Origin of the sequence: Litoribaculum gwangyangense (genome assembly GCF_039543505.1) — a bacterium.
Classification (GTDB): domain Bacteria; phylum Bacteroidota; class Bacteroidia; order Flavobacteriales; family Flavobacteriaceae; genus Litoribaculum; species Litoribaculum gwangyangense.
Genome location: NZ_BAABJW010000002.1, coordinates 532,534 through 548,561 on the forward strand (window position 1 = coordinate 532,534; position 16,028 = coordinate 548,561).

A 16,028-nucleotide genomic window follows, 5' to 3' on the forward strand; every position below is an offset into this window, starting at 1 on the left:
TTTTAATCGTTTAAATTTTGTGATTGTAATTTAGTTTTTACTTCTATTGAGTTATCTGTTTGAACTACGCTACCACCAACACTTATTACTTCATTTAACTGAGCGTAATTATCTGTTAGTGGGGTTGTATTTGTATTTACATAGGCATTTCTAAAAATGTACCATCCTTTATTCTTGATTTGCTGCAGTACAGAAGCATCATCAACATTAAATTGTATGACATCAATATCGAAACTTGAATATTGATTAAAATCATTTTGGTTTCTTGCAATTGGCATGAATAAAACATTCTTATTATTCAAATTAATCATGTCTTTAATAACATTAAATTCTGATGAGTAAAACAACACTTGTTTTAACATACCATATTGATCCACCAAAGAATATACTTTACTAAAAGAAGCTTTTTTATCAATATCTAAATCAATGTATATTTTACCTCTTGCTAATTTTAATACTTCCTTTAAGGTTGGAATTTTCTCGTTGGTCAACGTTCCATTATCTTTGTATAAATTGAATTGCTTCAATTCTTCCAATAAAAAATCACTTACATTACCTGAACCATTGGTGGTTCTATCAATAGTAGCATCGTGCATCAAAATCAATTCACCATCTTTGGTTTGTCGAATATCCAATTCCACCATACCTATACCATTAATAATAGCATCTGAAATCGACTTTAGAGAATTTTCTGGAGCACCTGAATAATTAGCACGATGTGCACAGACTATAATTTTACCATTAAGGGCATCCAATCTACTTTTTAAAGAGCTTCTATTTGGTATGTCATTGCTTAATGATATAGAAATCTCTTTAGAGGTTTCATGTTCTAAAGAACCATTTTTTATCGTTAATTTAACAATGAAATTATCTACCTCACTATAGGAATGTGTTGGACTTTTTAATGTTGAAGAATTACCATCCCCAAAATCCCACTCAAATGATGTTCTATTTTCTGGACCTATTGATTCATTATAAAATTGAATAGTTGAGTCAACCAAATGCTTTTCATCTGAAATACTAAAAGCAGCTACTAGATTTTGGGTGTAACCAGTTTTAACAACATCATCTTTCGAACATGACGCCACTATTACCACCGAAATAACAGCAATTACTTTTAGCTTGTAAAAAGACGAAATAAAGTTCATGATTTAACTACTCAATTTATTTAATCCCAATTTGGGTTTTGAATTAAATTTGGATTTAGTTGAATATCGCCCAACGGAATAGGATATAGATAATCCTTTGATTCATCGAATTTTTTAATTCTAGCTACAAATGGCACTAAATTCCCATTTGTTCCATTAGAAAGTGTAATTACTCCTCCTATTTCCACTTTTTGAGGTGCGGCAGTTGACGATGAACCCGTAAATAGTTCTACATCTAAAGAATTATTACCATCTAAATCGAAAGCACCTAATCCTGAGAAATACATACCTGTAAAATATTCCTCTAATAATTTCCCATTTTTCCAACGCATTAAATCATCGTATCTAAACCCCTCAAGAACCAATTCCACTCGACGTTCTCTTCTTACTTCCAAGATAACTCCTGTATTTGTTCCTGAAACATTAGAATAACGTGATAGTAGTACTGGATCTGGATTTGCATTGGCATTAGCCAAATTTAAACCAGGCATACCAACACGAGACCTTAATAAACCAATGGAAGCATCTAAATCTGCTTGAGTAATTGTTCCTAATTCTGCTTTTGCTTCAGCAAAATTTAACAATACTTCTGCATATCGAAATATTGGAATATCCTGGTATCCTGCCTGAAAGCCATCCTGAGATATATCACTCACATATTTTGCTATCTGGTAGCCACTTATTGATGCTGAAAAATCAGGCAACACAGAAGCGCTTCCACCTATTCTAGTGTGTCCGGGTGTACGAATGGTTTGAGCCATTCTTGGGTCGCGATTTTGAGATTCTTGTAGAAAATTAAACGTTTCATAACCACTTTGAGAGGTAAAAGGCAAACCGCTATCCAATAAATATGTATCTACTATAGATTTAGTAAGCCCAACATCACTTTGGGTTGGTGAGGTAAAATAATAGTTAATACTATTAATAACATCTAAGTCTAAACTATACCTTCTTGTAAGCATGATTTCATTCTCGATAGCATCATTTGATGCAAATAAATCTCTGTAATCTGTGTTTGTATTTCCAGTTGAAAAAATACTATACGGGCTCTCATCCATAACTCTTTTAGCTGCCAACTGCGCTAAATTAAGTAACTTATCTGCTCCTTGCCCACCATGATACTTTCTAAAAGTACCTTCAAACAGGCAAACTCTGGATTTTAATGCTAATGCTGTCCATCTATTGACTCTATCAGAAGATTGATTAGTATTCAAATTTTGGATAGCCCTATCTAAATCCTCAATAATTTTCTGAGTAATAAACACTCTTGAATCACGAGGTTTTAAAAGAAGATCTGTATCACCTGTTCCTATGACGGTATCATACCAAGGCACATCACCAAATCGTTTTAATTTATTGAAATAAAATAATGCTCTGAAGAAATAAGCAACTCCACTATACTCTTTTTTAGCTACTTCATCTGTACAACGCTCATAATTTTCAAAGAAAATATTTATCTTTCTCAAATCTCCCCAACTCCAACCGCTACTTCCTGCCTCGGCCGGAATAAGTCGGTCTCCAGTTTGCTCTCTTGGCACACCATTAAACAATACATTATCGCTCAAGTTATCTTGTTCTATAATACCACTTACGCCAGGTAAGTCATTATAAAAACTATTAGTATAAAGTTCAAGATCTGCCGCAGTATTAAAAGAGTTCTCTGGCGATATTTCTGATAGTGGTGTTCTATCTAAAAAATCATCATTACACCCAGAAAACAAAACTGCTAATATTAAAATAATTGTTATTTTTTTCATTTCTATTTTTTTAGAGTTTTATATCAAGTCCGAATACATATGTTTTAGTGAAAGGATAATCATTGCCATTTCCTAGTTGTTCTGGATCTACAGTTCGGTCTGGATTGTTTTTATATAAAGGTGAGAATGTAAAAAGGTTAGTTCCTGTAGCATATAACCTTAGACTTGTTACGTGCAATTTATTTGATAAATTTTCAGGTAAAGTGTAGCCAAGTGTAATGTTTTTTATTCTTAAATAGGCTGCATTTTGAAGATACTTATCTGAATTAACTCCTAATTGTGCACCTTCATAAGGTCCTCCACGTTCAGCATATACCGCCAATCTTGGAAAGTAGGCATTTGGGTTATCTGGTGTCCAAGAATTAGCCTCTACACTTTTGGGATAGAAATTTTGATATTGTCTTGCAAAAGGGCCCCAAAAAAAACCATTATCTGTTCCTGGATTCCAATCACGTTGCATAATACCTTGAGCAAATACACTTAAATCGAAACCTGCATAATCGGCACCTAAAGTAATACCGTAATTATATCTTGCATTTGAATTACCAATTCTTTTTAAATCTCCTGGATTGGCCAATGTTCTATCTCCTGAAGTGATTTCACCATCACCATCTAAATCAGCAAACTTTATATCACCCGCTACTGGATGATTAATGAGGTAATTATTTTGAATTCTTTCATTAACCCTTGTTTGGTCTGCATGATTTAAATACTCATCATCCGTTTGAAAAAATCCTTCAACAGTATATCCCCAAATTTCGCCAATTTCTTGACCTACATAAAATTGTTGGAAATCACCATTCGGATTATCAAATTTTGTAATATGTGTTCTACTATCACCTAAAATAAAACCAATATTGTAATTGAATGGTTTGCTTCCAATATTAAACTGATCTTTCCATTTTACGGATAATTCAAATCCTTTAGTTCTTAAATCAGCTGCATTTTCCTGTGGCTCATCAGCTCCAAAAACAGATGGCAATTGAGTTCCTTGAGTTAGCATATCTTTAATATCTCTTCTATACCAATCAAAGGTGGTTGTAAATCTATTTTTGAAAGCAGATATATCAAAACCGAAGTCTAAAGTTTCAGAAGTTTCCCATGTGAAATTTGAGGACACAGGGTCAGGTGTTGATAAATAATTTATTCTCGAACCATCTACTATATAATTACTTTGTCTTACATCTAAGGTTGAAATATAATCATAGGCACCAATATTTTGATTTCCCAATGATCCGAATGACCCTCTTAATTTGAGTGTTCCAATGTAAGGCTTAAGTTTACTCCAAAAGTTTTCTTCACTTAATTTCCATGCAATAGATGTTGATGGAAATAGCCCAAGCCTGTTATCAACAGGGAATCTCGAGGACAAATCGAACCTTCCATTAAACTCTATTAAATATTTATCAAGAAGATTGTATTTAACTCTAAAGAAACCCGCTCGAATTGCCCATTCTTCTTCTGTCGAATTTAGAAAGATATTATCCCCTGTCGCTAAGTTGAATGAATTTAAATTTTCTGAAAGATTACCATTTCTACTAGCTATATTTCTTTTAAATGTGTTCCACTCTTGATTATAACCAACCAAGGCTGAAAATGTATGATTCTCCAAAGGATTAAATTCATAATTGGCATAGGCATTTATAGCTTGGTACAATGTGTTTCTTTCTAACTCTTTATAGATTTGTGTATTTTCTTTATAAAGTGCTATCCCTTCTCCATTGGGTTGATTAGTAAAAGGAGTAGAAATAATTCTTACCCATTCACTTTGGTTGCGATTTCTAAAACTGTAATCCCCTTTTATCTCTAAGCCTTTAGCTAACTGTATTCCTAAAGATGTTGTGTTAAAAACTTCAAAATCGTCTTCTTCTGCTCTACTTTTTCCATTTAATATATCCGCAAAAGTACCATCGGCTATATCTCTATTATTTGTATATGCTCCTCTTATTATAAATGAACCATCGGGATTTCTTGGCAGGTAAAGTGGCGCTGCGTGGAATGTAAATTTACGCCAATCTTCACTATTATCAGACCCACTTACTCTACGTGCATTGGTAGCCGGTTCAGAGTAATCCTTTTTATAGACATTAATTGAGTTCCCTATATTTAACCATTCATAAGGTTTAGCCTCGATTTTTGCGCGAATGGTATAAGTATTCAATACATCTTTATTGATTTTATAAATACCATCCCTTTTATAATATCTACCAGAAAGATAAAAATTCATTTTATCAGTTCCTCCTGATAAACTTAGGTTATGCTCAGCCGATAATTGTTGGTCACTAAACAAAGTATTCCACCAATCGGTATTACCATAATGCACATAGCGTTCTGCTCCATTTACATCTTTTATAAGGACTGATGGCAAAGTAGGGTCTAGTCTTCTGGCTTCCAAATAATCATAATCCTCCTGAGTGTATCCTAAATAAGTACTGGAATTCTCTAACAGACTTAATTTATCACTCAAACGTGCCCATTCCAAACCGTCTGTGATAAAATTATCTGTTCTTATTGTTGGAGAACTCCAACCGTAGTTTGTATTGTAATTTATTTTGATATCACCAGACCTTGCATTTTTCGTGGTGATCAAAATAACCCCAAATGCTGCCCTTGCTCCATAAATAGCTGCCGAGGCTGCATCCTTCAAAACTGAAATGGACTCTATGTCTCTAGGGTTAATTCTATTCAGGTTTCCTTGAACACCATCAATTAAAATTAATGGGCTACCTCCATTTATAGAGCCTATACCTCTAATATCAATATTAGCCTCTTCATTAATACCTCCGTTATCTAAGGTAATATTTAAATTTGGCGCAACACCTTGTAATATTTGACTGGTATTTGGGCCAATATTGTTCTCAATCTGTTCAGAAGTTATTGACTCGACTGCTCCGGTAAGATTCTCTTTTTTTACAGAGCCATACCCCACCACTACAATTTCATCAAGGGCAGATGCGTCTTCTATAAGGATAATATCGATAGAACTTTGCCCATTAACAGATACTTCTTGCGTTTTATATCCTATGTAAGAAACAATTAATGTAGCATTTTGGTTATTTAAATTTAAATTGAACGCACCATCAAAATCAGTTTGTGTACCATAACTAGTACCTTTTTCTAAAATATTTGCTCCTGGCAATGGCTGATTATTTTGGTCAACAACTTTTCCTGAAATTTGTACTTGTTGTTTCTTAATATTATCATCCTTAAAAATTGTTTCAATTTCTTCAATAACGATAGTATTACCTTTAGTTAATTCGAACTTAACATTACTTCCTGAAAAACTTTGCTCCAACAATTTGGATAATTGTATGTCGCCTTTCTTTAATTGTATTTTAGGTGCATCTTCAAATAAGTCTTCTGGATACAAAAACCGATATTTGGTTTGTTTTTTTATAATCCTAAAAACTTCATGAACTGATACTTCCTTATCAGAATCGATTGTGACAACTTCTTGAGAAAAACTGTTTACTGTTGTAAAACCAAAAAATGTTGTACATAGCAAAAAGATAAATGTTCTCATAATAAGAGTTAAAAACCGTTTTCGGAGAAGAGAACGGACATTAATAAATTTAATTTCCATAAATTTGTTTAGTGTTAGTTATTAATTTAGTTAATACGTAATTCAGGGACGAAGTTGGATACCGCAAAATATTTTGACTTCGCTCCCTATTTTATTTTAATATTATGACTTTGTTCTTTATTTCATAGCTCTCAATTATTTTAAATTTTTTAATGGTTTTCAGTATTTCTTCTATATTTTGCTGTTTATCAAGCACACCAAAAAACTTAACCTCTTCCAGTGATTTATTTTCAAAAACCACATCCATATCGTACCATCGAGATAATACCTTCATAATCTCCTTTAATGGTTTTCTTTCAAAACTAAATACACCATCTTTCCAAGAGATTTCGTTGTAAACATCAACTTCTGTTATTACTAAATCATTTGTTTTGAGATTAACATTTGATTGCTCATAAGGAAGTAGTTTTTGAATTCTATTTTCAAAATTAACAGCCACTTTTCCTTCAACTAATGTTGTGTAGATATTTGATTCGTCTTTATATGCTTTAAGATTAAATTGAGTGCCTAACACCTCTATTTCTTGAGATTGATTGAATACTTTGAATTTAGCACCTTTATGTTTTTTACTAGGGGATACATCAAAATAAGCTTCACCATAGACTAATTCAACTTCTCGATCAACACCGTCTATAAATGCTACTGGATATTTTAATTGTGATTCTGAATTTAACCAAACTTTCGTTCCATCTGATAACTTGACAAAAAATTGCCCACCTCTTGGAATAGTTAAATAATTATAAACTATTTCCTTACTACTTCCAGCCTCATAAACAAGTTCCTCTCCATTACTTTTAACATTTTGTGTTTCATATAAATCTCCTTTCTCTAAGGCAACCTGAGAACCGTCTTCTAAAGTAAGTGTTGCTTTGTCCGTACCTGTTTGAATGGTATTTACAATTATTGGAGTGTTTTCGATAGAATTATTCAATTTGTTTTGGTTAAATAAATACACTGAAACCAAAATACCCACCAGTACAGCAGCATACTTAGTGTAATTTAGTATTCTTCTTTGTTTCAAGCGCCTTTTCTCTTCTTGAATAAGGTTGGTAATCAAACGCTTTGTCTTAAATGTGTCTGTTTTTTTCAAATTATAGTCTATTGTATAATTAACTTTAACATAATTTATAAACTCCTGCTCGTTTTCAGGTTTTGTTGCCCATAGTTCCAAATCATCTAATTCTTCAAATGAAGCTTGATCGATAAGGTATTTTGCAATGATTTTTTCAATTTGTTTTGAGGCCATCTCAGATGTATACTTTTAATTAAAGCGAAGCAAAATTTACCAACCCTAACTTTTTTTGATACTTTTTTTTATATTTTCGCATTAAAGCGTATCAAATTATATTAATTTCCAAATGAGAATAGTTTACAATAACGATATTGAACTTATAAAAGCTCTTAAAGAAGGCAAGGAAATAGCCTATAATTTTTTGATTGACTCTTATCAGCAAAAATTACATGCCTACGCTTTTGGATTGCTCAAAGACCATGAGTTATCTGAAGATGTTGTTCAAAATATATTTGTTTATATCTGGAAAAACAGATTGAACCTCAAAGATGACTTTTCAATAAAAAATTATTTATACAGAGCTATATATAATGAATGTATTGATTATTATCGCAAAAGAAAAGCTGTCACTGCTTTAGAAAAAAAATATATTGATGCTTTAAATCATGTTGTTGAGGAGGCAGACGAAAACTCTTTAGAAAAGTTAATTGCATTGGTAAAAAAAGAAATTGAGAATTTACCTCCTAAGTGTAAAAAGACTTTTATTTTGAGTAAACAAGAAGGGCTTACAAATATAGAAATAGCTGAATACTTAAACATTTCCATTAAATCTGTTGAAGCTCATATAACAAAGGCCTTTTCTATACTAAGAAAAACACTTGGTGATAAAACTAATGGTGTTTTATTTTTACTATTTGGTAGTACAAAACGATTATAAATTAACTAGCATTATTAGATTTTAAGATTTATCTCGATTCGCATTTATTTTCTCTTTAAGTCTTAGCATATCTTAACTAACCTTTTTCTAAATTACTTTAGCGTAAATTTGAGTAGTAGATTTTCTGGAATGCCCTAATAATTTTGAAAAAAAAGAGTATAATTATTTACTAAGTTTAAATATTAAGTTCTCCCTTTGAGTTTTAGAATATATTCCTAAACAATCTAATTAAATAATTTAATTAGATAAAACTAGCCTAAATTGTTTTTAAAAGTGATATTTAATGAAATGCAAAATAAAACTGAGAAAGCAATTTATTTTATGTAAATCTTAATGTTTATTTGAATTTTTTAAGGTTCAATAGCTCCTAAACTAGGGTTCCCTTTTATCATATTGCCCAAGATATCCCTTTCAAGTTGTAAAGTTGGTATTAAGCCTATTTTATCGTCTTGCAAGAGTGGAATTTTTATTCCCTTATTCTTAACTAAAGTTAGGTTCGTTGGTAAATAATCTTCAATATTTATTCCGCCTTTGTTCGTAAATTCCGGATTTCCTATGATTGGTTCAATATCTATAATTCCAATGTCTTCTGGCCAATTATTTTTATCTATAAATAAATTATTCTTAAAGAAAACGTTTTCTGCTAAATCTCCAGATAACTCATCTGGTTTATATTGATCGCCTAAAACAGCTTTAGCGCCACCCTCTAGATAAAAGATATTGTTGGCAATAAGTATCCCCTTGCTTGAGTTATCAATAGCTATTTTTGAAATAATGGAGTCATTTACATAAATGGTATTGTTATAAAAATATGAATTAACAGGTCCTTTTCTTACTTTTTTATTTCCTTGATAACCACTAAGCCAGAAAATTTTGCCTTCTTGAAAGGCTCCATCAACCCCTTTTACTCTGTGGCCATCATTAATACTAATATTATAGCGATAAGAACAATTATAATTATTCCCTAAAATTTCGCAAAAACCACCTGCATTATAAGCACTTAAGTTGTATTGTAAAACAATATTATCGCAATTAAAATCAATATGAGCTCCGGCCGAATCTCCTGGACCATTAGCGTATAAAAACTTATTTTTTTCAATTAAAACATGCGATGACCCCCAAGTCCATAGTCCACTGCCTCTTCCCCATTTCCTGCTATCGTCTTGACTACCTGAGTGTGAAACTAAATTATTTCTAACCTGAACTGATTTTACTCCAGACATCTGAATTCCTGGTCCACCCGTTTTTTTAATAGCGTTTTCTTTTATGTCAACATTGCTAATATTCTTATTGGTACCTGTTAATTTTATTCCGGTATGCGACACATTACTTATGGTACAATTCTTTATGGTAATATTATCAATTTTATGATTCGTAAGATTGATTACCCTAATTCCCCAACCGTATTTTTGAGTTCCGTTAGCCGTTTTAACTTCATCTTTTCCTCTCTCATAACCAAAATGCTCATAGTATACATTATCAATTATAATATTTTCTATAACTATATTTTGCATGAGCTTAGCTTGGGTATTGTTGATTAAAATACCACAAAGCATTTCAGTGTTTTTTGAAGGTTTATTAAAACCATTAGCTGTTAATTGAATGTGGGAAATATTAAAAAAACTTGAGTTTTCAATTAAAATTCCGTTTAAATTATCTTGAAAATCTATAATTGCGGGTTTAAAAATTTCATGGTCATTCCAAACAACTGTAGTTACAATTATTGGCTTATTAACAGTTCCATTTTTATTGATAAAAATAAGTCCATTTTTATAGGTTTGTCCAGAAGCTAGTAAAACTCTATCCCCTGGCAAAAGATTTATTTTAGAAATTGTTTTTAATGTTTTAAAAGCCTTTCCCTTTGAAGTTCCAATATTAGAGTCATTCCCCTTTTCAGGATGAACGTAATAATCCTTGGCTATCAAATTATTCTGTAGTAAAAGAAACGTTAAAAAAACGACGTATCTTAGATTTATAACTTTTTTTAATAATAACATTTTTGACAAAACCATTTTTATTTAATCTATTAATATTCGATTAGTATATCCCAACCATGGATATGGCATTGATTCAGCGCCAATCGCTTCAAAATTTCCATTAATTATAAGATTTCGTCCAAAACAAACACAGGTGATGAACGACATAAAAATACTGTTGCTTAATTTCATAAAGAATTTCAAAAGAGAAAATTACTCAGATAAAGAAATATTTTTGTCTGAAGGGGATTTATACAATACTGGTTTATTGTTCATTAAATTTTGATGAATTTGGTAGGTAACATCTTCCCAGGGTTTACCCTCATGCCAAAGCGGATCCTCTAGCTGGCTTTCCCATTCCTTAAGGCTATTTAATAGCAGGTTGAATTGAGCACTGTCTTCACTAGCTAAATTATATGTTTCTCCTAAATCATTGGCTAAGTTATACATAGTTGAACCATAATCTTTTAAGTGTATTAACTTATAATCACCAATTCTAACTGCCGATTCATCTAACTTTCTCCAGTATAACTCATCATGTGGGTTTCCTTTTTTTTGCCCAGATAAATAAGGTATTAAGTTAGTTCCATCCAATTCTAAATTGTCCTCTGTTTTTATTTTTGCAGCTGCTATAGAGGTGCTAAAAATATCTAAGGATGATGTTAATCCATGAAATTTTTGGTCGCCTTTAATTTTACTAGGCCAACTTAAAATAAATGGAACGCGTTGCCCTCCTTCAAACTTGTTGCCTTTCCAGCCCTTTAAAGGTCCATTTTTTGAAGTGTTGTTATGAGCGCCTCCATTATCACTTAAAAAATAAATTAAGGTGTTGTCTAAAATGTCAAGTTCTTTCAATTTGTTTCGCAGTTTACCAATATTTTCATCCAAAGACCATGTCATAGCTGCCAAATGTTGCCTAGGATGATTCTGGTATTTTTTAAGATCCGATTCTTTTGCTTCCATAGGTGTATGTACAGCATTAAAAGCTAGATACATAAAAAATGGTTGGTCTTTATTTTCTTCCACAAAACTTACTGAACGATTTCCTAGCACATCGGTAATATATCCGTCAAATTTAACTTGTTTACCATTTTGTTGGAGCATATGCTCTCGCGAGGGATTATGCATTGGAAAATATGAGCGTCCTCCAGCTAAAAAACCATAAAATTCATCAAACCCCCTATATCTGGGGTGATCTGTTGGTGTGGCTCCTAAATGCCACTTTCCTATCGCTATGGTTTTATAGTTATTCCTCTTGAAAACATCAGCCATAGTCACTACATCATTGGATAATCCAATATCGCCACTTTCGATATCTCCTGTACCATTAGCTTCAAAGCCAAAACGTTGCTGGTATTTACCGGTAATAATTCCTGCTCTAGATGGCGCACAAACCGTTGCGCTTACATGGGCATCTGTAAATATAACACCAGCTTTAGCTAGGGCATCTATATTTGGTGTCTCTAAATCTTCACTCCCCATAAAACCAAAATCCACATAGCCAGCGTCATCAACTATAATAACAATAATATTAGGCTTTTCATTTTTCTTTTCTATAGCCAATGTCATCAAATCAGTATTCTTTATTTTGTTACCACATGACAACAAAATAAATATTAAGCTAAATAGAAAAATGTGTTTTTTCATTACTATTTAATTAAAGTAATATTTTAAAAATGAGTAAATAACAGGGGCCCCTTAATGATTAAAAAAAGAAACCCCAGCTATTAACGTGCTACATAAATAAAAAACAAACTACTAATCAATTATTATTTTTTTATAAACTTATAGGTGCCTACAGCATCTTGAATAAAGGCTTTAACTAAATAAACCCCATTTGATAGGCTGGAGATATTAACATTTGCATTTCTACTATTTATAACCTCATTTTTCACCTCTTGACCAAGTAGATTATAAACTTCAATTTTATCTATATTGGTAACAGCCGAAATATTCAAACACTCACTGGCAGGGTTTGGATAAGATTTAAAATTGAATTTTGCTAAATCAGTCACTGATGCAGTACCATTTAATGTAACAGAAAAATTATCAATTTCCATTGTGTTTGCGGCACCAAAATTGTATATCTGGATCCTAGCTCTGTTATATCCCGCTGGTACAGTAAATGAAGCTGTTGTGGTTCCAAAAGTGTTGTTGGCATTTTCAACAATCCTACCTGGGTTAGCACCACCTTGAGCGCCATTAGTAGAAGACGCTGGAGCATCTGCATTCACTTGCACAAAAGGTGCTACATCATCATTTGAACAACGCATAGTAACAACATGTATACCATTTGATGTTACTACATCAAATGACACGTCATAAACTTCCCCCTCAGTAACAATAATGTTAGAGGTTCTTACATACAAATCATTTGCTCCACTTGCATGAACAGCTTTTAAGACTTTCGATGTGTTGCCCAATCCTGTTGCAATCTCAATAGTAGATGAGCCTCCAGACAATTGGTGACCAGCATCACCCCCTGGATCGCCGACAGTAAAACTTTCATAATCTTGATTGAATACTTGGGCATTTGCAAAGACCAGTGCGAATAGCGTTAAAAGATAAAATAGTGTAATTTTTTTCATAATGTTTAGTTTTAATGGTTTATTAATTAATTTCAGTTATATCAACTATCAAGTTTAAAATCTTGATAGTTGATATATACAGTTCTATTATTTTAGTTTGAGTGAAATATCATCTAAGAAAAATGGAGGGAATGTTGGATTTACTTGTCCTTTGTAAAACTGCACTCTTAATTGGGTTACACCTGCAGGCATTGTAAATTCATAAGTGGTTTCTTCCCATTGATCTGTTTTAGGAACTTCATTTAGAGTAAAAATCACACCTGCCGCTCCAGATACCGTAGCGTCTCTTAAAACTGGTTTAAATGAATTGGGTATAGTTTCTCTCCATTTCGACCAAAATTTTAATATGTATGTTTTCTCCGGTTCTACCGTAATAATTTGAAACATGGAACCATCATTGTTTTGTATGTTTCCGGAAAAGTTTCCTGTATGTGGTTCTGTAACGTCGGATATCACCACACCATTTTTAAAACCTTGCCATGGTGCAATAGTTCCAGTTTCAAAGCCTCCATTAACTATTAGTTCATTGGGGTCTACTTCAGGTTCAAATTCCGTATCCTGTCCTGGTCCAATTTGAGCATTTGGTTTATTGCCTGCATATATTTGACCTAAATCAGTAATAATACCATCCTCATCATAAAGAGCAGATGATGCTAAAGGAGCTCTCCCTACGCCATCAAACCATGCGTATCTATGTATATAATCAATATCGTCTAAAGCAGGTAGCAATTCATTCATAAACTGCATAACAGTCTCTTCACTATGGATGTTGTTCGCCGGAGAAGTGGCATTCCAATCAGCCACTGCAAATTCGGTTATCCAAATGGGTCGTTCATAAGCGTTAAAAGTTTCCTTCATTTTATTAATAAAACCCAATACATTTGGACCACCATAACTATGAACTGTTACAAAATCTATTCTCAAATTCAGTGCTTCAGCTTTTGCCATAAACTCTTGCATCCAATCATTATTTGGGTTAACCGTCGCTGGAGATCCCAGAGGTACGCCTAATGTTTCTAGTTGCGGCCATAAGGCAATAGCCTCATCCACCGTCATGTTTGCCTGAGCAGCACCATCGGGCTCATTAAAACCTAGCACATATTTGACCTTACCATCGTCTATAAGCTGTTTAACCCTATCAAGGTTTTCTTGGTTTACTGAACCTTTTCCCCAAAACATCGGAACATATTCTACATTAGCAGGAATTTCTTCTCTAAGAATATTACCCCAACTATACATCCAATGAGCTTTTAACTCGCTGGTTTTATGAGACCACCTTTTTGATTTATTTGTATAGGCAACACCTCTTTTACTAAGTTTCTGTTCTTCTGTTAATTGAATATTATCTTGACCAATATTTACTGGATCGGCAGCAACTCCATCAAAATCGCCTATCACATTTTTTTCGCAGCTCACTATTAAGAGTGTCCACATTATTATTGCTAAATACTTTTTCATCTTAAATTATTTTTTAGTTATTATTTCCAAGCAGGGTGTTGTTCTAATTGTGGATTTACATCCAATTCTGACTGAGGAATGGGAAATACTTCAGACTTTCCTCCTCTATAAACTGGATTATAGCCACTTGCATTATCTGAAACAGCTCTGTTAATGGCGTTTTCTATTTCACCCCAACGTTTTAAATCCATGAAACGTAAACCTTCAAAAGCAAGTTCAACACGTCTTTCATGCCTTACTATCGCAATCATTTGTTGTTGGTTAACAGCACCTTCAACATTTTCAACTGCTGGCATTCCAACTCTTCCTCTAATTTGATTAATTAATGCTCGGGCACCAGCAACATCTCCAGTTTCTGCCATAGCTTCAGCACGCATCAACAAAATATCTGCATATCGAATCACATAAAAATCTTGAGAGCCTTCTCCAAAAACAGCATTTCCTTCCGAATCAGGACCTGTTCTTATGTATTTTTTTTGACCAAAAGTGGTAGGACCATTACTCTGGAAAGTTCTTAAAGGTTCTGTTAAATAAACTTCCCCTCCATAGTAAATGGAAGCGGTTGCTCTTGGATCCCTGTTTGCACCTCTATTACTAGGATTGTATAAAGGTGACGAAGTAATTGGTAATCCATCCGTACAATAATAATCATTTGCCAAGTTACGCATGGGTCTAACATCGCCTTTTGGAAACCCATTAAAGGTTCCTGAAAAAATTTCTCCGTTGTTTGTATCAGCGCCTCTTAAAAAGCGAACTGAAAAAACAACCTCTGGTGATGTTTCATTATCCGGAGTAAACAACTCAGCATAATTAGGGTGTAAAGAATAACCTAAGCCCATGGCTTGTTGTGTTAAATTCAATACTCCAAATTCGCCTTCGTAAACTTTATTATACAATTGTACTCTGGCAAAAAGGCCTAAAGCAGCTCCTTTGGTAGCATAACCATATAAATTATTAGGGTGACTTACAGGTAAGTACTCCACGGCTAATTTTAAATCTTCCCTTATCTGCTCTGTAATTTGCTCATAAGTGTTTTTAGGAACATAAGCATCATCTAAGGTTTGTGGTTCTGTAATTAAAGGGGCGTCCTCCCAATAAACCGCTAAGTTAAAGTAGAACAATGCTCTTAAAAAATAGGCTTGACCTGAAAGTTCTTGCTTGGTTTCTAAATCCACCAAATCTTCAGAAATCACCTCTACATTTTTTATTACTGAGTTTACCCTTGCGATACCACGGTATAAATCATTCCAAATAGCTCCAGTAGGACCATTAGAAGGGTCTATATTTCCTTCCATAAAATTACCTAAGCCTTCCCATTTGAAGTTGTTAAAGGAATTATCTCCCAATCCATCGAAACAGGGGAACCCTTGCCAACCATTTAAGTTTCCACCATACATTGATCTCCCTTGTAAAGCTGAATATACTCCATTTAAAGCTAAAAAGGCATCCTGTTCACTTTTCCAGAAATTATCCTCAGCTATTTGAGTTAATGAGGAACGAGTTATATAATCTTGTGTGCAATTGTAAAACGTTATTGCAATGCAAATTGTTAATAATATCTTTTTCATA

The 16,028-nt window shown here is 33.0% G+C and carries 10 protein-coding genes; 1 reads left to right on the forward strand and 9 read right to left on the reverse strand.

Annotated elements, in window-relative coordinates; translation table 11 throughout:
- Positions 1-2: 2 nt before the first annotated feature.
- The 4 genes from ABD963_RS07920 to ABD963_RS07935 form a co-directional block, all read right to left on the reverse strand.
- Positions 3-1,148 carry a glycerophosphodiester phosphodiesterase family protein gene (locus tag ABD963_RS07920; RefSeq protein WP_345276411.1) on the reverse strand — a complete coding sequence of 382 codons (1,146 nt, stop codon included), beginning with the start codon at positions 1,146-1,148 and terminating at the stop codon, positions 3-5.
- Positions 1,149-1,168: 20 nt separating this feature from the next.
- Positions 1,169-2,905, reverse strand: a complete 1,737-nt coding sequence (locus ABD963_RS07925) for a RagB/SusD family nutrient uptake outer membrane protein (RefSeq protein WP_345276412.1) — start codon at positions 2,903-2,905, stop codon at positions 1,169-1,171.
- Positions 2,906-2,915: 10 nt separating this feature from the next.
- Positions 2,916-6,428, reverse strand: a complete 3,513-nt coding sequence (locus ABD963_RS07930; RefSeq protein WP_345276413.1) for a SusC/RagA family TonB-linked outer membrane protein — start codon at positions 6,426-6,428, stop codon at positions 2,916-2,918.
- A gap of 151 nt (positions 6,429-6,579) precedes the next feature.
- The gene (locus tag ABD963_RS07935) at positions 6,580-7,734 is read right to left on the reverse strand and encodes a FecR family protein (RefSeq protein ID WP_345276414.1); all 1,155 of its coding nucleotides are present in this window, start codon (positions 7,732-7,734) and stop codon (positions 6,580-6,582) included.
- A gap of 112 nt (positions 7,735-7,846) precedes the next feature.
- Here ABD963_RS07935 and ABD963_RS07940 point away from each other — a divergent pair, with 112 nt between their 5' ends.
- On the forward strand, positions 7,847-8,437 hold the full coding sequence (locus ABD963_RS07940; protein WP_345276415.1) for an RNA polymerase sigma factor: 591 nt from the start codon (positions 7,847-7,849) through the stop codon (positions 8,435-8,437).
- 350 nt (positions 8,438-8,787) lie between these two features.
- Here ABD963_RS07940 and ABD963_RS07945 read toward each other — a convergent pair whose 3' ends face one another.
- The 5 genes from ABD963_RS07945 to ABD963_RS07965 all read right to left on the reverse strand — a co-directional run bounded on the left by ABD963_RS07945 (position 8,788) and on the right by ABD963_RS07965 (position 16,027).
- On the reverse strand, positions 8,788-10,434 hold the full coding sequence (locus tag ABD963_RS07945; RefSeq protein ID WP_345276416.1) for a right-handed parallel beta-helix repeat-containing protein: 1,647 nt from the start codon (positions 10,432-10,434) through the stop codon (positions 8,788-8,790).
- 192 nt (positions 10,435-10,626) lie between these two features.
- Positions 10,627-12,060 (reverse strand): sulfatase-like hydrolase/transferase, encoded by a 1,434-nt coding sequence (locus tag ABD963_RS07950; protein ID WP_345276417.1) that lies wholly within the window; start codon positions 12,058-12,060, stop codon positions 10,627-10,629.
- A gap of 122 nt (positions 12,061-12,182) precedes the next feature.
- Positions 12,183-13,001: a T9SS type A sorting domain-containing protein gene (locus ABD963_RS07955; protein WP_345276418.1), complete on the reverse strand. Its 819-nt coding sequence runs from the start codon at positions 12,999-13,001 to the stop codon at positions 12,183-12,185.
- A gap of 87 nt (positions 13,002-13,088) precedes the next feature.
- Positions 13,089-14,459 carry a glycosyl hydrolase gene (locus tag ABD963_RS07960; protein WP_345276419.1) on the reverse strand — a complete coding sequence of 457 codons (1,371 nt, stop codon included), beginning with the start codon at positions 14,457-14,459 and terminating at the stop codon, positions 13,089-13,091.
- 20 nt (positions 14,460-14,479) lie between these two features.
- Positions 14,480-16,027, reverse strand: coding sequence for a RagB/SusD family nutrient uptake outer membrane protein (locus tag ABD963_RS07965; protein WP_345276420.1), 1,548 nt, complete (start codon positions 16,025-16,027; stop codon positions 14,480-14,482).
- Position 16,028 lies beyond the last annotated feature (1 nt).